General features: G+C 53.9%; 17 protein-coding genes. 8 read left to right on the plus strand and 9 right to left on the minus strand.

The window, feature by feature from the left end; all coding sequences use genetic code 11:
• Position 1: 1 nt before the first annotated feature.
• Complete coding sequence (locus tag NDQ72_17735; protein ID WKD27855.1) at positions 2 to 1,453, minus strand: NAD-dependent succinate-semialdehyde dehydrogenase; 1,452 nt, start codon at positions 1,451 to 1,453, stop codon at positions 2 to 4.
• A 29-nt stretch (positions 1,454 to 1,482) separates the two neighbouring features.
• The gene (locus tag NDQ72_17740; protein ID WKD27856.1) at positions 1,483 to 2,898 is read right to left on the minus strand and encodes an APC family permease; all 1,416 of its coding nucleotides are present in this window, start codon (positions 2,896 to 2,898) and stop codon (positions 1,483 to 1,485) included.
• A gap of 235 nt (positions 2,899 to 3,133) precedes the next feature.
• On the opposite strand from NDQ72_17740, the gene NDQ72_17745 reads away from it, so the two are divergent.
• The 3 genes from NDQ72_17745 to NDQ72_17755 all read left to right on the plus strand — a co-directional run bounded on the left by NDQ72_17745 (position 3,134) and on the right by NDQ72_17755 (position 6,040).
• Positions 3,134 to 4,549 carry a PLP-dependent aminotransferase family protein gene (locus tag NDQ72_17745; GenBank protein WKD27857.1) on the plus strand — a complete coding sequence of 472 codons (1,416 nt, stop codon included), beginning with the start codon at positions 3,134 to 3,136 and terminating at the stop codon, positions 4,547 to 4,549.
• A 75-nt stretch (positions 4,550 to 4,624) separates the two neighbouring features.
• Positions 4,625 to 5,290, plus strand: a complete 666-nt coding sequence (locus tag NDQ72_17750) for a lysozyme-like domain containing protein (GenBank protein ID WKD27858.1) — start codon at positions 4,625 to 4,627, stop codon at positions 5,288 to 5,290.
• Between the two features lie 9 nt (positions 5,291 to 5,299).
• Complete coding sequence (locus NDQ72_17755; GenBank protein WKD27859.1) at positions 5,300 to 6,040, plus strand: sulfite exporter TauE/SafE family protein; 741 nt, start codon at positions 5,300 to 5,302, stop codon at positions 6,038 to 6,040.
• A gap of 73 nt (positions 6,041 to 6,113) precedes the next feature.
• Here the strand turns inward: NDQ72_17755 and NDQ72_17760 are convergent, their stop codons facing one another.
• The 5 genes from NDQ72_17760 to NDQ72_17780 form a co-directional block, all read right to left on the minus strand.
• A complete protein-coding gene (locus NDQ72_17760; protein WKD27860.1) occupies positions 6,114 to 6,665 on the minus strand; it encodes a cupin domain-containing protein in 552 nt (183 codons plus the stop codon).
• A 163-nt stretch (positions 6,666 to 6,828) separates the two neighbouring features.
• Positions 6,829 to 8,283, minus strand: a complete 1,455-nt coding sequence (gene nhaC / locus NDQ72_17765) for a Na+/H+ antiporter NhaC (protein ID WKD27861.1) — start codon at positions 8,281 to 8,283, stop codon at positions 6,829 to 6,831.
• 214 nt (positions 8,284 to 8,497) lie between these two features.
• Positions 8,498 to 9,997: an aldehyde dehydrogenase gene (locus NDQ72_17770; protein WKD27862.1), complete on the minus strand. Its 1,500-nt coding sequence runs from the start codon at positions 9,995 to 9,997 to the stop codon at positions 8,498 to 8,500.
• On the minus strand, positions 9,997 to 11,373 hold the full coding sequence (locus NDQ72_17775; protein ID WKD27863.1) for an aspartate aminotransferase family protein: 1,377 nt from the start codon (positions 11,371 to 11,373) through the stop codon (positions 9,997 to 9,999). The genes NDQ72_17770 and NDQ72_17775 overlap by 1 nt, the downstream gene beginning before the upstream one ends.
• A gap of 35 nt (positions 11,374 to 11,408) precedes the next feature.
• Complete coding sequence (locus NDQ72_17780) at positions 11,409 to 12,215, minus strand: gamma-glutamyl-gamma-aminobutyrate hydrolase family protein (protein ID WKD27864.1); 807 nt, start codon at positions 12,213 to 12,215, stop codon at positions 11,409 to 11,411.
• A 266-nt stretch (positions 12,216 to 12,481) separates the two neighbouring features.
• Between NDQ72_17780 and NDQ72_17785 the strand changes: the two genes are divergently transcribed.
• Positions 12,482 to 13,870, plus strand: coding sequence for a glutamine synthetase family protein (locus NDQ72_17785; protein WKD27865.1), 1,389 nt, complete (start codon positions 12,482 to 12,484; stop codon positions 13,868 to 13,870).
• 212 nt (positions 13,871 to 14,082) lie between these two features.
• Here NDQ72_17785 and NDQ72_17790 read toward each other — a convergent pair whose 3' ends face one another.
• A complete protein-coding gene (locus tag NDQ72_17790) occupies positions 14,083 to 15,375 on the minus strand; it encodes an FAD-binding oxidoreductase (protein ID WKD27866.1) in 1,293 nt (430 codons plus the stop codon).
• Positions 15,376 to 15,733: 358 nt separating this feature from the next.
• Here NDQ72_17790 and NDQ72_17795 point away from each other — a divergent pair, with 358 nt between their 5' ends.
• From NDQ72_17795 to NDQ72_17810, 4 genes are all read left to right on the plus strand, one after another.
• The gene (locus tag NDQ72_17795) at positions 15,734 to 16,924 is read left to right on the plus strand and encodes a Xaa-Pro peptidase family protein (protein WKD27867.1); all 1,191 of its coding nucleotides are present in this window, start codon (positions 15,734 to 15,736) and stop codon (positions 16,922 to 16,924) included.
• Between the two features lie 208 nt (positions 16,925 to 17,132).
• Positions 17,133 to 17,504, plus strand: coding sequence for a hypothetical protein (locus tag NDQ72_17800; protein ID WKD27868.1), 372 nt, complete (start codon positions 17,133 to 17,135; stop codon positions 17,502 to 17,504).
• Between the two features lie 174 nt (positions 17,505 to 17,678).
• A complete protein-coding gene (locus NDQ72_17805) occupies positions 17,679 to 18,797 on the plus strand; it encodes an alkene reductase (protein WKD27869.1) in 1,119 nt (372 codons plus the stop codon).
• A gap of 255 nt (positions 18,798 to 19,052) precedes the next feature.
• The gene (locus NDQ72_17810; protein WKD27870.1) at positions 19,053 to 19,646 is read left to right on the plus strand and encodes a hypothetical protein; all 594 of its coding nucleotides are present in this window, start codon (positions 19,053 to 19,055) and stop codon (positions 19,644 to 19,646) included.
• Positions 19,647 to 19,657: 11 nt separating this feature from the next.
• On the opposite strand, the gene NDQ72_17815 is transcribed toward NDQ72_17810, so the two are convergent.
• Positions 19,658 to 21,247: an ABC-F family ATPase gene (locus NDQ72_17815; GenBank protein WKD27871.1), complete on the minus strand. Its 1,590-nt coding sequence runs from the start codon at positions 21,245 to 21,247 to the stop codon at positions 19,658 to 19,660.
• Positions 21,248 to 21,304 lie beyond the last annotated feature (57 nt).

Raw genomic sequence — 21,304 nt, forward strand, 5'->3', positions numbered from 1 at the left:
CTTATAGACCGCCAACGCAGACGTATTTCAGTTCAGTAAACTCATCTAACCCGTGGTGGGAACCTTCACGCCCCAATCCGGACTCTTTCACGCCGCCAAACGGCGCCAGTTCGGTAGAAATCAACCCTTCATTGACACCAACCATGCCGTATTCCAACTGCTCCATGGTGTGCCAGATACGGCGGTAACCCGTGGCGTAGAAGTAGGCCGCCAAGCCAAACGGCGTATCGTTGGCCATGGCGATCGCTTCTTCATCACGCTGGAAACGGAACACTGGCGCGACGGGCCCGAAGGTTTCTTCATCGGCCACCGCCATCTGGGTGGTTACGTCAGCAAGCACCGTGGGCGTGAAGAAGCGCGAGCCTGCGGCGTGGGGCTTGCCGCCGCAGAGCAGTCGTGCGCCATGATTCACCGCGTCGTCTACGTGACGCTGCACTTTTTCCACCGCCGCTTGGTTAATCAGCGGGCCAATGGTGCTGCCTTCCGTTAAACCATCGCCGACCTTCAGCGCGCTAACTCGCTCGGTCAGCTTACTGACAAACGCGTCGTAAACACCGTCCTGCACCAGGAAGCGGTTGGTACACACGCAGGTTTGCCCGGCGTTACGGAATTTTGAGGCAATCGCACCCTCTACGGCGGCATCCACATCAGCGTCATCAAAGACGATAAACGGCGCGTTGCCGCCCAGTTCCATAGCGGTTTTCTTCACCGTGCTCGCGCACTGAGCAAGCAGGTGCTTACCCACCGGCGTCGAGCCAGTAAACGAGACTTTACGCACCCGTGAGTCGGTGGTGAGCACTTCACCCACCGCTGCCGGTTTTGAGGCGGTAATCACATTAATGGTGCCGGCTGGCAGGCCTGCTTCAAGCGCCAAGTAGGCCGTTGCCAACGCGGTTAACGGCGTCGCTTCGGCGGGCTTAATCACCACGGTGCAGCCTGCGGCCAAGGCCGGGGCGCACTTGCGGGTAATCATCGCCAGGGGGAAGTTCCACGGGGTAATCGCTGCTACCACGCCGACCGGCTCGCGCAGCACCATGAGGCGCTTGTCCGCGCCGTGACTAGGCAGGGTTTCCCCGGCCATACGCTTGGCTTCTTCAGCGAAAAACTCAATAAATGAGGCGCCGTAGGTCACTTCGCCCTTGGCTTCTGCTAGCGGCTTGCCCTGCTCCAGGGTCATCAAGCGGGCTAAGTCATCGGCGTGTTCATTGATCAACTCAAACCAGCGGCGCAGCAATGCCGAGCGCTGTTTCACTGGCGTTGCGCGCCACGCGGGCCCGGCGGCATACGCTGCGGCCACTGCATCGCGGGCGTCATCAGCGCCTAAGTCGGCAACCCGGGCAATCGTCTCGCCGGTTGCGGGGTTATCGACGACAAAGGTCTGTTGACCCTTGCGCCACTCGCCACCCACCAGGGTGGGTACTGCATCGTGTAACCACTGTTCGATAAAGCTCATCGCGTGCTCCTTAAAACGGTTTGAATGGCTTACAGGTCAGCCATCATGTGTTGATCGCTGTAGGCACGGCCGTAGGTGCGCAGCGCATGGATATATAGAGCGACGCCAAGCAATGACCAGCCTGCAAAAATTGACCACTCAGCACCACTCAGTGCCGCTGGGCTGCCCGGCAGATAAAGGCACGCCATCCCGAACGAAAGTATGATCGCCAGCGTGCCGCACAATTTGCCGTTACGAATACGGAATGGGCGCGGCATCTCCGGCTCACGAACGCGTAACACCACAAAGGAGATCGCAACAAACAGATAAGCAATCACGATACCTAGACCACCGGCATTAACGATCCATACCAGCGCCGGACGGCCGAAGAATGGCGCTATACTCGACAGGAAACCCATCAGGAAAATTGCGTTAGTGGGGGTTTTGTAGCGTGGGTGCAGCTTAGCGAACAGTGCTGGCAACATGCCTGCTTTAGCCAAGGCATAAATAGCGCGAGAACCACCAATGTAGAAGGCGTTCCAACTGGTGATAATGCCCGCGATACCGGCCAGTACCATTAAATTGCTGGCCCACGGCGCATTAAACAAGCTACCCATCGCATCAGGCACACTGAGAGTGCTAGCAGCCAGCTCCGTGTTGTTTAGCGCGAGGCTAGTGGCCAGAATAATCAGCGCATACCACACTACCGCCAGAATGACGGACATCATCAGCACTTTGCCGATAGCCTTGTAAGGCAAGTTGATCTCTTCGGCGGCTTGGGGAATAACATCGAAGCCTACGAACAGGAACGGCACCATCACCAACACGGCAACAATACCTGCAACAACACCGGTGTCCGCTTGAGTGAACAGCGGCATCATGTTGATGGTTTCACCTTCAAACAGCGCGCCGGTGATAAACAGAACGCCGACTAGCAGAATTAAGCTAGTCACCACCTTTTGCAGCAAAGCGGCGGTGGTAACGCCAAAGTAATTGATAATCATCATAGCGAGCGAGCCGCCCACGCCAACGGCTACCCAGGTGGCCTTAACTTCCCACCCGGCGATGGTCCATAAGTGGCCTACCGCATAATTTGGTGCTAGGTGCTCGATCACTGTGGGCAGTGCTACCGCTTCAAAAGCAACGACACTCAAGTAGCCTAAAATAATCGCCCAGGTACACAGAAATGAGGGCAAATGGCCTAAGGCGCGATAGCTGTAAACATGCTCGCCGCCTACCTTAGGCATCGCAGACGCCAACTCCGCATAGGTAAGACCGACGAGAACGATCGCTAAACCACCAATGATAAACGCTAAAATAGCACCGATACTGCCAGCCGATTGAATCGCGGTACCGGTGAGTACAATCCAGCCCCAACCAATCATTGCACCAAAGGCAAGGGCTAGTACGTCGCCACGGGCTAGCACCCGGACGAGCTTATCCTGTTCAGAAGAGGGTGTGGTCATAGCACAGAGTCCTGCAAGTTATTGGATGTTGTCATTAACGCTCTGAGGAGCAGTATCCTGATCCCGGCTAACGGAATGGCGACACGCTAGCAGGCGGCGTTAAGAATACGAATGCACCACTTTTATGTTCGACTAGACCACTTTTCAAACGCACCAATGAAGTGCAATTTTTATATACTACTTTCGTCCAGACACCCCGCAGTTGCGGACTTAGCGCAAAAGATAGAGGCCCGCCATGGATCGCAAGCAAGTCCTGCACCAGTTTGTACAACTTTATGCACTCCAACCTGAGCGGCTGAGTAAACAGGTGCGAATTGAGCAGGCGTTACGCCAAGCCATCACCCACCAGTGGCCCACGGGATTTCGACTCCCTTCCCACCGGGCGCTGGCAGAGTCGATCAGCGTTGCGCGCCAAACCCTGGCTCTGGCGATAGCGACGTTACTTGACGAGCAGTTATTAAAAACGGCCCATGGACAAGGCACCTGGACGTCGAAGCCAATGGCTCCCAGCGTTGTCAAAACAGATATCCAGCTCTCTCGGCGTGCCCAGCGAGTACTACAAGGACCTGGCGCCAGCACCGTTCAAAGCGGTGCCTTTGTGCCTGGCATACCGGATATCGCCCAGTTTCCAATGCGCAAGTGGCGTCAGCTGTATGCCAGCGTCACCGTGCCGCAAAATGCCTTACTGCTTTCTTACTCTACCGGTGGCTATGGGCCGCTTAAGCGTGCAATCCGTGAGTTTCTGGCGCGCTGGCGCAATATTCATTGCGATATTGAGCAGATCATCATCACCGATGGTACCCATAACGGTATTGAGCTATGCGCCATGGCATTGGCCGATGTAGGCGATACCGTGGCGATGGAATCGCCCTGTTATTGGGGGGCGCGCAACGTATTCACTGCCACAGGGCTTTCGATTGAGATGCTGCCTTGGTTTTCCGATAGTGGGCATGTGTTACCGCAGACGACCGGTAATATTGCGCTCGCATATTTGACCGGCTCTCATCACTACCCGCTCAGCGTGCCCACTCGCGCTACGCATAAGCAGCAGCTCTGTGACGCTTTATCGCCCACCTATGTGGTTGAGGATGACTACGAATTCACCCGAGACGATCACACTAACCTGCTGTTTGATCCAAACTCGGAACGCCATTTACTGGTAGGCTCATTCTCTAAGATGATGTTTCCCGGCCTGCGACTTGGCTATTTAGTGGTGCCACGCCATTTGGCAGGCCCAATGAACCGCCTACGCAGCGAGTTGTTTCGCGAAGGCCGTATGCTTGATCAAGCGGTATTGGCGCAGTTTATTTTTGATGGTGACTTAGACACTTGGTGCCGCCGCATCCAGCGCGACTATCTAGGCCGTCAGCAGGTGCTGCACGACCAGCTTAGCTCACTACCCAAAGTGCGCAATGTGTCCCCCCCGACTAGCGCGATTAGCTTATGCGTTGAGTTTGAACCCGGGGTTAATGATGTAGCACTTGCCCAAGCACTGCTCAAAGAACACTTGATTGTTCGCCCGCTAAGCCCCGTGTGCGCTGACAAGGACTCACGGACAGGATTGGTAATGGGCGTGGGCATGCTATCGGGAGAGACATTAGTGCGTGAAGCCCAACGGCTGCGCCGCTGTTTAGAGTTACTACTTCGCTAGGCGGGGTAGGCTTAGAATGTGTTGAGCATCACACTGTATGCCTAGTTACAAAAACTTATTCACAAGGATTTTGTCATGCGCCACCCTGTTGATAATTCAGTGCCCCTCTCAACGCTTCGCCTCTTGATAGCGCTGTGCGCCGTACTGGCTGTTTCAGGCTGCGCAACCTTTGCTCCTAACCCGCCTGAAGATCAGAGCAATATTTGTGAAATCTTTCGCGAGCAGCCGAGCTGGTATGACTATGCCCGGGAATCCGAAGAGAAATGGGGCACACCGATTGCCACACAGATGTCATTTATTCAGCAGGAATCTTCATTTCGCAGCCATGTGCGCCCGGACCGCAAATATTACCTAGGCTTTATCCCCGGCCCACGCCCCTCCTCCGCCAAAGGCTATGCTCAAGCCCAAGACCCCGTTTGGGAGGAGTATGAGGATCAAGCGGGTAGCCTGTTTGCCCGCCGAACCCATATGAAGCACGCCACGGATTTCATTGGCTGGTATAACCGCCGCTCTCAGCAGCAGGCAGGTATCTCGCTGAGTAACCCCGAACACCTTTACTACGCTTACCATGAAGGCGCAGGTGGCTATCAGCGAGGCTCCTACCGCAGTAAACCCCACGTGCTGCGTGCAGGCAGCCAAGTGGCAGCCCGCGCTAACCGTTATCAAGCGCAGCTCAACGCCTGCGAAGCAGAGTTTCAGTGCCGCAAGTTTTATCAAGTCTGGCCGTTTTGTCGTAGTTAAGCGCCGCCCATGTCTCTAATGAGTGGCTTGGCCTTAATTAGTGTCGTGTTTTTGACATCGATGCTGTCTGGCGTATTTGGCATGGCGGGCGGCTTGGTACTGCTGTGGTTTCTGCTGATCATATTTCCTGCAGGAACTGCCATGGCCGTACACGGGGTCATTCAACTCACGTCTAACGGATCACGAGCATGGTTATCAAGACGCTTTATCGTCTGGCGGATTGTTATGCTGATGACATTGGGCGTGTTGATCGCCGCAGCTTTGCTGCTGTTGTTCAGCTATAGCCCCAATACCGCGACGGTTTCCCTATTAATTGGCTTAATGCCAATACTCGTATGGATCCCCAAACGTTGGTTTCACTTAGATGCTAATCGCGCCAGCCACGCGCTAGGTTGTGGCATTGCCGCTGGGGGCCTTACCATTGCGGCGGGGGTTTCTGGGCCACTGATTGATATCTTCTTTGTGCGTTCCCAAATGGATCGACGACAAGTGGTAGCCACCAAAGCGATGATTCAGGTGGTGGCTCATAGCATCAAGATTCTCTTTTATCTGGGCGCAGCCATGGCGCTTAGCGCCAGCGAATGGGGTATTGTGCTGCTAGCAGCGCCGCTTGCGATCTTTGGCACCCACACCGGCAACCGTATTTTGCAGCGCCTCACTGATGCCAACTTCCGCACCTGGACGCGCTGGATCGTGACCGGCATTGGGATTTTCTACTTCCTGCAAGGGCTCTTTCTACTCACCCGCTAACGTTGGGCAGTGCCCAAATTATGTGCACGACATCATTACTGCGACAATTGCCGCACAATACAAACCAGTCATATCAGAACGCCTTACCGGGCGTAGCGCAGCTAATTATCTTGCAGGGGGCATCACTAATATTTCGGAAACGATGTGGAACGCTTGTCTTGAAATAATAAGACTCACCCGGCCCTAGGCGCCTGGCGGTGCTGCCAACAATGATTTCGATCTCGCCTTCTACGACAAAGCCAGCCTCTTCACCATAGTGGGTAATCATGGCTTGCCCAGTGTCAGCGCCCGGCAGATATCGCTCAACCATAAACGCCAGCGCACGGTTAGGTCGATTTGCCCCGACCAGCTTGAAGGAAATATCACCGGATGCGATATCAACCAAGTCATCCGCCGAATAGAAAATCTGCTCCTGACTATCAAGATCCATCGTAAAAAAATCACCGACGCTCATAGAGAATGCGTTTAGGATTTTCTTCAGGGAACTGACTGATGGGCTAACTTTTCCTTGCTCTATTAGCGAAAGACTTGAGTGGGTAACCCCACACAACTTTGCCAGTTCACGCTGCGAAATCCCTCGCTGCTTGCGCAAGGAGCGCAAGCTCGCACCCACGTCATCCGACATGCTTTTTTCACTCCCTATCAATAAGTAAATTAAATTACGTTGACGGTCTATTGACGGGCACATAATAGCGCAAAAAAAACCCCACGGCTGTGGGGTAAACTCTCAATTAACGTGGCGTTTTGAAAAATAATCGTTTTAATCAGCTTCAGCCATTATGTTCCGTTCAGGTGCTACGAGCTCCCGCTAGCTCCGAGTCGACACTTGCCGTTTTCGCCCCATCTTCATAGGCGATACGGAAGCCGGTAAAGCCATAAATAATCGCGAACATCGGGCTCAGCAGCGCCAGAAAGGCGTAGGGCGCATAGCTAAAGGCACTGACCCCAAGCGTGGCAAACATAAAGGCACCGCAGGTATTCCAGGGCACCAGTGGTGATGTCATGGTGCCTGCATCTTCCACTGTGCGAGACAGGTTTTTCAGTTTGAGCGAGCGACGCTTGTACTCGCTGGCATACATACGGGCAGGCAGAATAATACTGAGATACTGATCGCAACCTACAACGTTAGCGGCCATCGATGTTGCCACTGTGGTAGCAATCAGGCTGCCAGTGGTCTTGGCCAGTTTGAGCAGACTTTCCACGATGGTGCGAAAGAATCCTGCTGACTCAAGAATCCCGCCAAAGCTCATCGCGATAATGATCAGAGAAACCGTCCACATCATGGCGCTAACGCCGCCGTTGGTCAGTAGGTCGTCCACCGTAACGTTGCCAGTGTCTACCGCGTAGCCTTCCACAAAAATAGTAAAGCTATCGCCTAGCGGGACACCCTGAACCACAATCGCACAGACAATCCCCATCAGCGAGCCAACAGAAAGCGCGGGAATGGCGGGTACTTTCTTGATCATCATCACGATAACGGCCGCTGGCACCAGTAGCAGCCAGGGGCTAATGATAAACAGCTCATTGAGGCTTTGCTGTAACTCGTTTACCTGTGCCGCGCCATCGCCGGAAGGCGTCATGTTCAGGCCGATAATGGTGTAAAGCACCAGAGCAACCGCTAGCGCAGGAACCGTGGTGTAGAGCATATAGCGAATGTGTTCAAACAGATCAACACCAACCACACCGGGTGCCATATTGGTGGTTTCGGAAAGCGGAGAAATTTTGTCGCCAAAATACACGCCGGAGATCACGGCTCCCGCGACCATTGCAGGGTTAAGGCCTAGCCCTTCACCAACGCCCATCAAAGCGATACCAATGGTGCCGGCCGCCGTCCAGGCATTACCACCAGCCAACGACACTAAGCAGCAGATTAAGCACGCCGCGACCAAAAAGTAATCCGGTGCCAGAATGCTCAGACCATAATAGATCATCGTGGGCACAATCCCACCGGCAATCCAGTAGCCAATAATGGTGCCGATAATGATCAGAATGACAATCGCCTGAGTCGTCAGGCCAATAGAGCGCATGATACCCGCTTCAAGCTGTTTCCAGCGGCTACCCGTCGCAAGGGCCACCGCTGTTGCCACAATCGCACTTAAAAACAGCGGCAAGTGCGGATCCGTTTCAAAGTAGCCAATAAATACGCCCAATGATGCCGCCATAAACACAATGGGGATCATGGTCGCTTTTAAACTTGGCCGCGGTGTTTCCTGATCTTCCTTAGCAGTGGTGTCGGTCGACATAATGTCCTCACTCAGCATTTGCTTGTTGTTGGTGTTGATAGTGATGTAACCGCGTTTGAAACCGTTGTGCTGGTCATCGCTGAGACCGTCGCAGAGATTGTTATTACCTTTCTGATACGGCGCTCAGGCACAGGGAATCCATGGCCAGAGCCACCGCTTATACGGCGACGTCTGGCGCTGTGGATGACTCAAATCAATACGTGGTAAAGATGTTTTAAGGGCTAAGCGACATCCATACCGTCTTCACTTCACAGTATTTTTCCTGCGCGTGAAGCGATTTATCGCGTCCATTGCCCGACTGCTTAACACCGCCGAAAGGAACGGTCTGATCGATACCGGCCCAGTTATTCACATAGACCTGACCGGATTGCAGCCGCCGAGAGACCCGCATGATGCGGTCAATATCTTGACTCCAAACGCCAGCAGCAAGGCCGTAGTCGCTGTCATTGGCCAGAGCAATGGCTTGCTCTTCGCTGTCGAACCCAAACACACTCAGCACAGGGCCAAATATTTCTTCGCGGCCAATGCACATGTCGGGAGTCACATCATCGAAGACCGTAGGCGGCAGGAAATACCCATTAGAATCGCTAGGTTCGCCGCCCAGCTTCAGGGTGGCACCTTCGCTTTCGCCTTGGCGAATATACTCAAGTACTCGTTGGTACTGCGCTTCATCCACCATGGCACCCATAAAGCTAGCCGGATCAAGCGGATCTCCCGGCTGCATATGCTCAGCAGCTTTTACTACGCGGGCCACAAAATCTTTGCGAATACTGTTTTCCACCAGCAGGCGCGAACCGGCAATACAGACTTCGCCTTGGTTGTGGAAAATAGCTTCCGCAGCGCTTTGGGCGACGGCATCCAGGTGCTGGCAGTCGGCAAAAACGATGTTGGGGCTTTTGCCACCGCACTCCAGAAACACGCGTTTCAAGTTGGATTGTCCCGCGTACTGCATCAGCTGTTTACCCACGCCGGTGGAGCCGGTGAACGCCAAACCATCAACCTGCATGGAAAGTGCCAGAGCCTTGCCCACCGTATGGCCGTACCCTGGCAGCACTTGAAAGACGCCATCGGGAATACCCGCTTCCTTGGCAAGGTGGGCCAAGCGCAGCGCTGACAAAGGTGATTTTTCCGACGGCTTGAGAATAACGCTGTTGCCCGCCGCCAGTGCCGGAGCAATCTTCCACGACGTCATCATTAGTGGGAAATTCCACGGCACAATGGCAGCGATAACGCCCATTGGCTCGCGCAGCACCAACCCTAGCGCACGATCGCCAGTAGGTGCCACTTCACCGTAAAGCTTGTCGATACACTCCGCTTGATAGCGCAGACAGGCGACGGTGCCTGCCAAATCCCCTAGCGAACTGGAAATCGGCTTGCCCATATCCAACGTATCTAACAGCGCCAGTTCATCGCGGTGTGTCTCTACCAGTTCGGCTAGACGCAGTAGCACACGCTTACGCTTACTCGGGTGGCAGCGTGACCAGACACCACTTTCAAAGGTTGCACGGGCTGCTTGCGTCGCAAGCTCAGCCTCTTGCGCATCGCAGCTGGCTACCTCAGCAAGCACATGCCCGGTGGCGGGGTTGATACTGCTCAGCGTGCTGCCATCGGCGGCAGCGACAAACTCACCATTAATGAAGGCGCGCGTTTCAAAGCTCAGTGATGCGGCCTTTGATTGCCAGTCGGCGAAGGTTTTCGGTGTATCTGCCGCCATTATGCACTCTCCATAGGGTGTGTTATCGCCAGTTTTTCAGCGGTTTTATCCAACGCCAAACGCGCCTTGCTGACCAATTCATCGATTTCATCACGGGTGATAATTAGCGGCGGCGACATCACCATCGTATCGCCTACTGAGCGCATCACTAGGCCATGTTCAAAGCACAAATCACGACACAAATTGCCCGCGGAAAGCGATTTATCGAAGCGTTCACCGGTGCGCTTGTCGGCGACCAGTTCTAGTGCCCCAATCAAGCCCAACGAGCGGGCTTCACCCACCAGCGGATGCTCAGCCAGCTCCTGCCAACGCTTAGCCAGATAGGGCCCTAATTCATCGCGGACTTTCTCGACGACCCGTTCACTTTCCAGCAATTCGAGATTTTTAAGCGCAACAGCTGCACAGACCGGGTGGCCAGAGTAAGTAAAGCCGTGGAAGAACTCACCGCCGTCTTCGATCAGCGTATCGGCCACGCGATCTCCCACCAGCACCGCACCAATGGGCAGATAGCCCGACGATAGCCCCTTGGCAATCGGCATCAAGTCAGGTTTTAAGCCATAGTGAGTACTGCCAAACCACTCGCCTAAACGCCCAAAACCGCAAATGACTTCATCGGCAATCAACAGAATATCGTACTTGGCCAACACCTCTTTCACCGCAGGCCAATAGCTGTCCGGCGGAATGATCGCACCGCCTGCGCCCTGCACCGGCTCAGCGATAAACGCCGCCACCTTGTCTTCACCTAACGCCAGAATTTGCTCTTCTAACGCTTGGGCACACTGCTTGCCAAAGGCTTCCTGGCTCATGTCGCGCCCTTCACCAAACCAGTAAGGTTGGCAAATATGGCTAATCCCCGGCACACACGGGCCACCTTGATCATGCATCGGCGCCATACCGCCAAGGCTCATGCCCGCGACAGTTGAGCCGTGATAACCATTTTCACGCGAGATGACCCATTGCTTCTCCGGCTTGCCTTTGATCGCCCAATAGCGCCGCACCATGCGCAGCACGGTATCGTTGGCTTCAGACCCGGAACCCGTGAAGAACACATGATTGATATGCTCGGGTGCCAGCTCACTCAGCTTGGCGGCTAGCTTTACTGCCGGAGGGTGGGTGGTTTTAAAGAAGTTGTTGTAATACGGCAGCTGCTGCATCTGCTCGGTGGCGGCATCCACCAATTCCTGTCGGCCGTAACCGAGATTGACGCACCAAAGTCCCGCCATACCATCAAGAATACGATTGCCCTGGCTGTCGTAAATGTATACCCCATCGGCGTGGGTGATAATACGACTCCCCTCTTCGCCGAGTGATTTAAAGTCCGTGAATGGATGAAGGTGATGTTGGCGATCCAACGCCTGGTAGTCCTGGGTCTGCATAGGTCAGTTCCTGATCAAGTCGTTGCAACAAGCATTCAGCTATTAACTGGCTGGGCGGCGCGTTGGGTACGATGCTGACGGCAGGCCGCCGCAAACCCCTGAAACAGCGCGTCATAGAAAGGATGCTCTTTAGGTCGCCACTCCGGATGCCACTGCACTGCCAGGGCGAACGCAGCCGCATCACGCACCGAAATCGCTTCAACTAATCCATCAGGCGCCCAGGCTTCTGCCTCCAGGCCTGGTGCTAGCTGGTCAATCCCCTGCTGGTGCAGTGAATTCACCTCAGCATGCTCGCTGCTATAGAGCGCAGCCAGGGCGCCACCCGGGCGGATCTTTACCGTATGAGAGGGCACATAATGGCCCGCCATGTCATCAGCGGGCGGCTCACGATGATCGAGCATGCCTGGTAGCGTTTGAACTGCCTGATGAAGCGTGCCTCCAAAGGCGACATTCATTTCCTGAAAGCCGCGACAAATGCCAAACAAGGGCAATGCCTGACGTAATGCCTCGTGCACCCAGCAAAGCGCCGCCTCATCACGCCGTGCGTCAGCACGGGTATTTTCTGGGGCGCGTTCAGCACCATAGCGGTCAGGAGCGACGTTGGTATAACTGCCAGTTAGCAGCAAGCCATCCAGGCTGCCCAACAGACCAATAGCCTGTTCAGCATGCTGCTCGGGCGTCAACGTATCGGCGGCTAACACAGGAAGAATCACCGGCGTGATGCCGTAGTGGTAAAGCGCCTGCAGGAATTTATCGGTCACTATCTGCGCGGGATGGCCTTCCACTTCTCGGCAGCAGGCGATAACACCCACCAGTGGGCGTGGGGAATGCGTTGCTTGCATAGTCAAACCACTTTGTCAGTTGTTATGTTTTATTCAACAGTCACTTCAACATAGCGTGGCTTGTTTTATTTTCCAATAGCAAAATAGTATTTTTATGAAAAAACATATTAAATCATTGATAAATAAAGAATTAAAAAACATACCCGTTACCGACAAAAAATAATGACACTATTTTTGTTATTAAATATTTGACACAGGAGGCTGCCGAAGCAAGGATACTGTTAGCAGAAACACAACTAAAACGGCATAAAAATAAGGTACAACGTATGTCCTCTGCCAATAACACAGACGCTCAAAACGTAGCCTCGGACTTTCTTGACAGTCACCCAGAGATCACCAGCATTGACCTGTTAATCAGTGATCTTAACGGCGTCATTCGTGGTAAACGCATCCCTAGCGATAACCTTGGCAAAGTGTTTGAAAAAGGCATCTATTTGCCTGCTTCGGTATTTGCGTTGGACATCAATGGCAACACCGTTGAAGAGACGGGGCTGGGGCTTTCCAGTGGCGACGGCGACCGTGTATGTCGCGCCATTCCCGGCACGCTCAATCCGGTCACCTGGATGAATAACAACCAGTATGGCCAGCTATTGATGACCATGGAGGAGATGGACGGCGCGCCATTTTTTGCCGATCCTCGCCAGATTCTGCGGCGCATTCTTAAGCAGTTCTCCGAGCGTGGTTTAACCCCTGTCGTTGCCCTTGAGTTAGAGTTTTATCTGGTTGATCGTTTACGCGACGAAGAAAACTTGATTCAGCCACCGCAGTCTCCCTGCAGCGGCGAGCGGGCCACTCAAAGTCAGCTGTATTCGGTCCTTGAGCTAGACGAGTACGCTGAGTTTATCAATGACTTGCAGAGTGCCGCCCAGGCGCAAGGCTTGCCGCTGGATACGGTATTGAAAGAGTGTGCACCCGGCCAGTTTGAAGCCAATCTGATTCACACGGATGATGCGTTAAGTGCCTGCGACCACTCGGTACTACTCAAGCGATTGATCAAGGGCGTTGCATTAAAGCACGGCTTTGAAGCTACCTTTATGGCCAAGCCTTACGGCTTAGAAGCGGGTAGCGGCACCCATGTTCACGTCAGCTTGGTAGATAGCAACGGACACAATATCTTTGCCGAAAACGGCGACGATCCGCTGGAGAGCACCGCACTGCAACACGCCGTAGGAGGACTGCTGGAGCTGATGCCAGACTCTATGGCACTGCTGGCTCCCAACCTCAACTCGTTCCGCCGTTTTCAGGAAGGACTCTATGTGCCCTTGGCACCTACCTGGGGATACGATAACCGCTCTGTGGCCATACGCGTTCCCGCCGGGCCAAAAGAAGCGCGGCGCATAGAACACCGCGTAGCGGGTGCCGATGTTAATCCCTACCTGTTACTGGCCACCGTACTGGCCTCTATCCACCATGGCCTAACTCAGCAGACTACACCTGCGGAGCCAATCGTCGGCAACGCCTATGATCAAATCGCACCCCAGCTAACTAACAGCTGGACCCAAGCGCTGCACCTGCTGAACAACAACCGTGTACTTGGCGAGCAACTTGGCGAAGACTTTATTGAAGTGTTCATTGCCAACCGCCAAGCAGAGCGCGCCGAAACCATGCGCGAAGTTAGCGCCATGGAGTATGACTGGTACCTGCGCCACGTATAAGTTGATCAACCATCAATAGAACCCACCACTAGAATAGAGAGAGGCGCTGCTCGGCGTCTCTCTCTTATTGCGTCTGCCTGTCGTATGCTGCTATCCCCGTCCTTCTATTAGCTTTTTATGCCGTGTTATCTGTGAGCATCCGTGGCAAATAAAAACGGGCTGACGAACGTATTCGCCAGCCCGCTTCCAAGCAATCCTCAAACTAATCAGCGCTAAACAGCCAACCGGTCACGCATGGCGTAGAACCACGCTCCCATGGCGGAAAGCGGAACACGTAACAACCGTCCGCCGGGCATTGGCAGGTGAGAAATCTGTGCAAACGCTTCAAAACGCGTCTCTTCACCGCTAATCGTTTCTGCCACTAACTTGCCAGCCAAATGAGAGCACGTTACTCCGTGGCCAGAGTACCCCTGGGCGTAGTAAACGTTGCTATTAATGCGGCCAAACTGCGGCAGGCGGTTGAGTGTCAGTAAAAAGTTACCGCTCCAGGCGTAATCGACGCGGACATCGCCAAGCTCTGGGAAGGTAGCCAGCATCTTTGGCCGAATAGCTGCCTCAATACTAGCGGACTCCTGGCCGCCATAGTTCACCCCGCCGCCATACAACAAGCGGTTATCGGCGGTCAGTCGGTAGTAATCCAAGAGATAATTACAATCCTCTACGGCTTTATCGTTAGGTAGTAATCGTGCAGCTAACTCTGCAGACAGCGGCTCAGTGGTAATAATCTGGGTGCCGCACGGCATTGCCTTGCTTTCCAGCTTGGGTAGCAACCCTTGCAAATAGGCATTGCCAGCCATAACAACCCGCTGAGCGATCACGCGCCCCTTGGGAGTATGCAGTGTCACCGGCTCACCGTGCTCTACGCGTGTCACGGGGGAGTGCTCAAAAATCTTGCCACCTAACGACTCCAACGCCGCCGCCTGCCCCAACACTAAATTGAGAGGATGAAGATGCCCACCAGAGTGATCCACCAACGCACCCACATAACGATCGCTGCCTATTTCTCGTTTGACTTCTTCACCTTCCAACAGCTCAAGTTTCTGATGGCCGTAGCGCTCCCATAAGGCTTTTTGCTCCTTTAAGCCTTCCCACTGCTTCTTGTTACAAGCGGCAAACAAATTGCCTTCTTTTAGATCGCAGTCGATCTGATACTTTTCAATGCGCTGACGGATAATCTGGTTACCCTCAAATGCCATCGCACCCAATGCCCGAGCGGTTTCAGCGCCGTTTTGTTTCTCGATAACATCCATATCACGGCTATAGCTATTAACGATCTGGCCACCGTTGCGCCCGGATGCCCCAAAGCCAATCGCCACGCTTTCCAGCACCACGACCCGATGACCACGCTCCGCCAAATGTAGTGCTGCAGAGATGCCCGTAAACCCAGCCCCCACGACACAGACATCACATTCAACATCCCCCTCTAGCATGGGCCTTTGGGATGTGGAGTTTGACGATGCCGCGTAGTAAGACGCGACATGACCAGAAGACGCTTGAGGTTGCATTTGCCACCTTCCTTTTGTTGATTATTTTAACCAACTCGATCATATAGACCGATGTACGAATGCGCAAGCAACAGCAGCCAATGGGCTTACAGAGGCGAACAACACCTTTTTCCATAAGACAAATGTTATTAAAAAAGCAACACTCGGACATAAAACACACGTCCATCACGCTGAAAATAATCACCGCACGTTTTTATGCACCGCTCCCATTGAGGGAGAGGCCACGTGCTTCCTGTTTGTGCCTTATTACCGGGTACGATTGAGGTACAACTCGCTACTATTGCTAGCGTTGATAACCACAGCGGCGTAACGCTAAAGCAGCTGCCTATACTCACCATAGCCCCCACCGGAGACCGCTATGGATTATCAACACTACCGCACCGCCCTTGCCGAGACGCTCGCCCAAAGTGAGTTGCCCTTTGCGCCTGCCGAATACCAAACGCGCCTAGATAAAGTGCGCCATGCAATGACACAACGCGGGCTGGATGCATTACTGCTCACCGACCCTGCCGACATTAACTACTTAACCGGCTATCACACCTTCGAGGTATCGGTTCACGCCTGCTTAGTGTGCACACCTACACAGCTGGTGCTGCAGGTGGCCTCCATTGAAACAGGGGCAGCAATGGTCACCGCTCGTGTCGATGAAATCATTGGTTACCGATGGGAAAACCTGGATGAGATCATCACGCCGCTCGCGGACTTACTCACTGCTTGCGAGCAAATTGGCATTGATGGCTGGAGCAGCGGTTTGCGAGTGGGCGTGATGGACGCGCTGGCCCGCTCAGTGGGTAAAGAGCGCTTCTGTGAAGCAGGCGACCTGCTCGATACGATTCGCATTGTTAAAAGTAGCGCCGAACTTGAGATGCTCAGCGAAAGTGCACGAATCACTGCGGCAGGTTTAGAGGCTGCGATGGCCGCTATTCGCCCTGGCATGACTGATAACGATATTGCCGCCACCGGTGCTAAAGCGCTGCTAGAGAACGGCAGCGAGTTCATGAGTTTGCAGCCTATCGTGACCAGCGGGCACCGCATCGGCGTGATTCACGTTAACCATAAGCGCCGCGTCATACAGCCCAATGAACCGATATTTTTAGAGTTTGGTGCCGCTTATCAGCGCTATACCGCCCCGATGATGCGCACAGCGGTGACAGGAAAACCTAGCGCTGAATTAACCGCCACCCGCGACCTGTGCCGCTCGCTGTTCGAGACCCTGTGCAGTCATATGAAACCAGGCAACACCTTTGATGATGCCGCGAAGGCAGCGGATGCCCTGCTGGCACCTACCCGTGATCAACTGTTCTTCTCGGGGGTGTTTGGCTACGCTGTGGGGGCACAGTTTCCTCCTAGCTGGGTTGAAGGCACCGGCTATATTGCCCAAGGCCTGCATCGTTCTTTCGAAGAGAATATGGTCTTCCACTTACCGCTCTGCCTACGCGTTCCTGGCCAGTGGGGCGTAGGCATCAGTGATACCGTAGTGGTCACTCAACACGGCGCCAAGCCACTCACTAACAACGACTGGCAGCTCTATCAGGCAATGGATAAGTAGCGAAGAGGTAACTGCGCTAATAGCCTAAGATTGACAGTGCGATTAACCAGCGCTATCGTCACAAAAGATGCAAATGAGAAACACTATCTTTTCATGATCTCATTTATCTGAGGTGACGATCAGTTGAGGTAACGATAAGTACTATGAATGAGCTCTATGAGTAAGTTCGATTAGTAAGTACTAAGAGTCAGTTCTATGGATAAGTACCATGACTAGTGAACAGCGCCAGCTTCGCCAAACGTTGATTTTTTTACGCACCTCTTTCGAAGCAGTGCAACACTCGATTGCCGGTCGGTTAGACGACCCGCTGCCCTGCTGGCTAGACACCAGCATGCTCACCCTACTATCACGAGAACTAACCCGCTGCAGCCAGCAAGCAAAGCCGCTCTTCGCCCCTCTCGTCACCGAGCAAATATTCATTGCCTCACAGCAGTGTGACTTACTCCTCAAGCAGTGTCCCGGCGTGCTGAGCAGCGCCGTTTGCCACCGCCAGTTAAGCGCCATCATGCTGGCGCTAACCAACGCTATTGAACAGATCAACACACCAGCCAAGCGCCGCTGGCCTTGGCAAAGAGCCTAAACCCCCCTTTACCTATACGCCGGTTATTACGTTAGCGGGGGGTATTTTTCCATCAAAAACCTTATCCCATGACTGCGCCGTAGCGGCTGGCAATTACTGAGTTAGCATTTACTAGTAAACTGGTCTATTCTGTTCGCCACGATGTAATTGACCGTTTCCAAAAGGAGCTTGCTCATGGCGTATGAAGCGCTTTTCGCCCCTCTTCAGCTAGGTAGTTTGTCGATTCCAAACCGAGTCATCATGGCGCCGCTGACACGCTCGCGCACTCCAGACAGCGTGCCAGGCACCCTGCAGGAAGCCTATTACGGCCAGCGGGCAGGCGCAGGGCTGATTATTAGTGAAGCAACCAATATCTCCCCGACTGCCAAGGGCTATGTGTATACACCTGGCATCTGGACGGATGAGCAAGAAGCGGGCTGGAAAGGCGTGGTGGATGCGGTGCATGCCAAAGGTGGCCGTATCGCGCTACAGCTGTGGCACGTTGGGCGTGTGTCCCATGAAATGGTGCAACCGGATGGACAACAGCCTGTTGCCCCTAGCGCGCTAAAAGGCGAAGGCGCTCAGTGCTTTGTTGAATTTGAAGACGGGACGGCTGGTCAGCACCCTACTAGCACGCCCCGGGCACTGGAAACCGATGAGATTCCCGGCATTGTTGATGACTACCGCCAAGCCGCTGTTCGCGCTAAACGCGCAGGCTTCGACATGGTGGAAGTCCACGCGGCTAACGCTTACCTGCTTAACCAGTTCCTGGCCACCGGTACCAACCAGCGCACCGACCAGTACGGCGGCTCGTTGGAAAACCGCGCGCGCTTCCCGCTAGAGGTGGTCGATGCGGTGATTGAAGTTTTCGGTGCACAGCGTGTGGGCATTCGCCTAACGCCCTTTATCGAACTGTTCGGTCTGACCGATGATGAGCCTGAAGCCATGGCTTTCTATCTGGCGGAACAACTGTCCAAACGCGGCTTAGCCTATCTGCATTTAAACGAGCCGAACTGGATCGGCGGTGATATCACTTTCCCTGACGGCTTTCGCGAACAAATGCGCGAGCGCTTTAACGGCAGCCTGATTTACTGCGGCAACTACGACGCAGAACGCGCGGAGTCGCGCATTAATCAAAACACCGCCGATGCCGTAGCCTTTGGCCGCCCTTATATTGCCAACCCCGACCTGCCGGAACGCTTCCGAGTGAATGCCCCTCTTACCGAACCGAACCATGAAACGTTCTACGGCGGTGATGAAAAGGGCTACACCGATTACCCGTTTATGGCTAACGGCTACGATCGTATTGGCTAGATTTCTTGCCAAGCCAGAACCCTTATGAATGAAAAGCATCACTTAGGTGGTGCTTTTTTATGTCTGAATGCGTCAAAACGCTGCTAGGCTATTGATTCTTTAGTTTTAATATACTGGTGAGTCATGCTCAGTTCGCGGTTCACTCTACTGGTATTCCTCATTGGCTTTGGGTGGCGCTTGCGTTAACACTGAATGCCGCTATTTACGACTAACTAAATAATAGGGCCTAAGCGCCGACAGATAGGACTCAATGAGATGGATACCACTTCACTTCCGTTCTTGCTCGCTGTTGCTTCATTAGTGCTGGGGGTCGTGGCTGCGGCTATTTTCGTTTACGTGGTTCTTCCCAAACAACGCCGCGCCAAAGCAAAGGCCGCCACGCCGCCGCCAGCACCCAAAGCAGAACCACAGCCTCCCTCGCCTGAACCAGAAGAACCGGTGCCCGCCAAGCGCGCAGCGAAAGTAAAACAACACTCTCTGTTTGTGATTTTTTCTCACCCCGATGCGACAACAGATGAACGTCTAACCGAGTGGCTACGGGGAAAAGAAGCCAGCTATGATGCGATCAAAAAGGTTTTCTTTATCAAAGGCAAACAACCCTCGAACCCGATCACGATCGCCAACGCCTTTCCACCTGGAGAAATGCCTGACCTACTGCAAGGCGAGACCCACGAACCCATTCGTGGGATTAGCTTGCTGGTTAAGCCGCCGCTACATAAACGTCGCAATCAGCAAATGTACGTTTATGTAGAGCTTGCCAAAGAGTTAAACGAAACCTTTAGCGGCAACTTACTCGATGCCGAGCAGCAGCCCGCCTCAGAGTCGACTTACACACAGATTATTGGTTGATCGGTTAGCGATCAAACAACGCCCTGGCTACGTAGGTAGTCGTCGTAGCTGCCGCTAAAGTCGACAATACCTTCCGGCTGCATATCAATAATGCGCGTGGCCAGCGAGGAAACAAACTCGCGGTCGTGGCTGACAAAGATCAGCGTGCCTGGGTAGTTCTCCAGCGCTAAGTTCAGCGCCTCAATCGATTCCATATCCAGGTGGTTGGTCGGCTCATCCATTAGCAGCACGTTCGGGTTGGTGAGCGTTAGCTTGCCAAACAGCATGCGCCCCTGCTCGCCACCGGAAATGACCTTCACCGATTTACCAATATCGTCGCTGGAAAACAGCATCCGGCCCAACGCGCCGCGCACCACTTGCTCGCCGCCTTTGGTCCACTGGCTCATCCACTCGAAGAGCGTGGCATCAACAGGAAAGTCGTCGGTGTGGTCTTGGCCAAACATGCCAACTTCTGCTGCATCGGTCCACTTCACTTCACCGGCATCGGGGTGTAAATCACCCGCCAGGGTTTTCAGCAGGGTGGTTTTACCAATGCCGTTGGGGCCGATAATAGCAATGCGCTCACCCGCTTCTACGGTCATCGAGAAACGCTCGAAGAGCGGCTTCTCATCGTCGTAGCCTTTGGTAATGGCATCAACATTCACGGCATTACGGTGGATCTTTTTATTCTGCTCAAAGCGGATAAACGGGCTAACCCGGCTCGAAGGCTTGATATCTTCCAGCTTGATTTTGTCGATCTGGCGCGCCCGTGAAGTGGCCTGTTTGGCTTTGGAGGCGTTGGCCGAGAAGCGGCTAACAAACTGCTGAAGCTCGGCAATTTGGGCTTTTTTCTTGGCGTTATCCGAGTGCTGGCGCTCGCGGGCAGCGGTGGCCGCTGTCATGTAGTCGTCGTAGTTGCCGGGGAACAGGGTAATTTCCCCGTAATCCAGATCCGCCATGTGCGTGCACACACTGTTCAGGAAGTGGCGGTCGTGAGAGATGATAATCATGGTACTGCTGCGCGCTTTGAGAATATCTTCCAGCCAGCGGATAGTATTGATATCCAGGTGGTTAGTCGGCTCATCGAGCAGCAGAACATCCGGGTCGGAAAACAGTGCTTGAGCCAGCAGAACACGCAGTTTCCAGCCGGGAGCAACTTCACTCATCGGACCGGTGTGCTGTTCAATGGGAATACCTAGCCCCAACAGTAGCTCTCCGGCGCGAGACTCGGCGGTATAGCCGTCAAGCTCAGCAAAGCGTACTTCCAAGTCGGCCACCGCCATGCCATCCGCTTCACTCATTTCTGCTAGGGAGTAGATCCGTTCGCGTTCGGCGGCCACTTTCCACAGCTCAGCGTTCCCCATGATGACGGTGTCAATGACTCGTTCGTTCTCATAGGCAAACTGATCCTGGCGTAGCTTACCCAGCCGAGTGCTGCTATCCAGCATGACCTGCCCGGAAGAAGGCTCAAGCTCGCCACCCAAAATTTTCATAAAGGTGGACTTACCGCAACCATTGGCGCCAATCAAACCGTAGCGATTGCCGTTATTAAATTTGACGGAGACATTTTCAAACAGGGGCTTGGCCCCAAACTGCATGGTGATATTGGCGGTTGCGATCAAGATGTGAGCCCTGGTTAACAGTGTAATTGCGCATTCAAAGGCTCGCGATTCTACGCG

Source organism: Halomonas sp. KG2, from assembly GCA_030440445.1.
Classification (GTDB): Bacteria; Pseudomonadota; Gammaproteobacteria; order Pseudomonadales; family Halomonadaceae; genus Vreelandella.

Excerpts from the sequence above, each read along its gene's own strand:
- NDQ72_17735 (WKD27855.1), bottom strand. The coding sequence starts at position 1,453 with ATGAGCTTTATCGAACAGTGGTTACACGATGCAGTACCCACCCTGGTG.
- NDQ72_17740 (WKD27856.1), bottom strand. The coding sequence starts at position 2,898 with ATGACCACACCCTCTTCTGAACAGGATAAGCTCGTCCGGGTGCTAGCC.
- NDQ72_17745 (WKD27857.1), top strand. The coding sequence starts at position 3,134 with ATGGATCGCAAGCAAGTCCTGCACCAGTTTGTACAACTTTATGCACTC.
- NDQ72_17750 (WKD27858.1), top strand. The coding sequence starts at position 4,625 with ATGCGCCACCCTGTTGATAATTCAGTGCCCCTCTCAACGCTTCGCCTC.
- NDQ72_17755 (WKD27859.1), top strand. The coding sequence starts at position 5,300 with ATGTCTCTAATGAGTGGCTTGGCCTTAATTAGTGTCGTGTTTTTGACA.
- NDQ72_17760 (WKD27860.1), bottom strand. The coding sequence starts at position 6,665 with ATGTCGGATGACGTGGGTGCGAGCTTGCGCTCCTTGCGCAAGCAGCGA.
- nhaC (WKD27861.1), bottom strand. The coding sequence starts at position 8,283 with ATGTCGACCGACACCACTGCTAAGGAAGATCAGGAAACACCGCGGCCA.
- NDQ72_17770 (WKD27862.1), bottom strand. The coding sequence starts at position 9,997 with ATGGCGGCAGATACACCGAAAACCTTCGCCGACTGGCAATCAAAGGCC.
- NDQ72_17775 (WKD27863.1), bottom strand. The coding sequence starts at position 11,373 with ATGCAGACCCAGGACTACCAGGCGTTGGATCGCCAACATCACCTTCAT.
- NDQ72_17780 (WKD27864.1), bottom strand. The coding sequence starts at position 12,215 with ATGCAAGCAACGCATTCCCCACGCCCACTGGTGGGTGTTATCGCCTGC.
- NDQ72_17785 (WKD27865.1), top strand. The coding sequence starts at position 12,482 with ATGTCCTCTGCCAATAACACAGACGCTCAAAACGTAGCCTCGGACTTT.
- NDQ72_17790 (WKD27866.1), bottom strand. The coding sequence starts at position 15,375 with ATGCAACCTCAAGCGTCTTCTGGTCATGTCGCGTCTTACTACGCGGCA.
- NDQ72_17795 (WKD27867.1), top strand. The coding sequence starts at position 15,734 with ATGGATTATCAACACTACCGCACCGCCCTTGCCGAGACGCTCGCCCAA.
- NDQ72_17800 (WKD27868.1), top strand. The coding sequence starts at position 17,133 with ATGACTAGTGAACAGCGCCAGCTTCGCCAAACGTTGATTTTTTTACGC.
- NDQ72_17805 (WKD27869.1), top strand. The coding sequence starts at position 17,679 with ATGGCGTATGAAGCGCTTTTCGCCCCTCTTCAGCTAGGTAGTTTGTCG.
- NDQ72_17810 (WKD27870.1), top strand. The coding sequence starts at position 19,053 with ATGGATACCACTTCACTTCCGTTCTTGCTCGCTGTTGCTTCATTAGTG.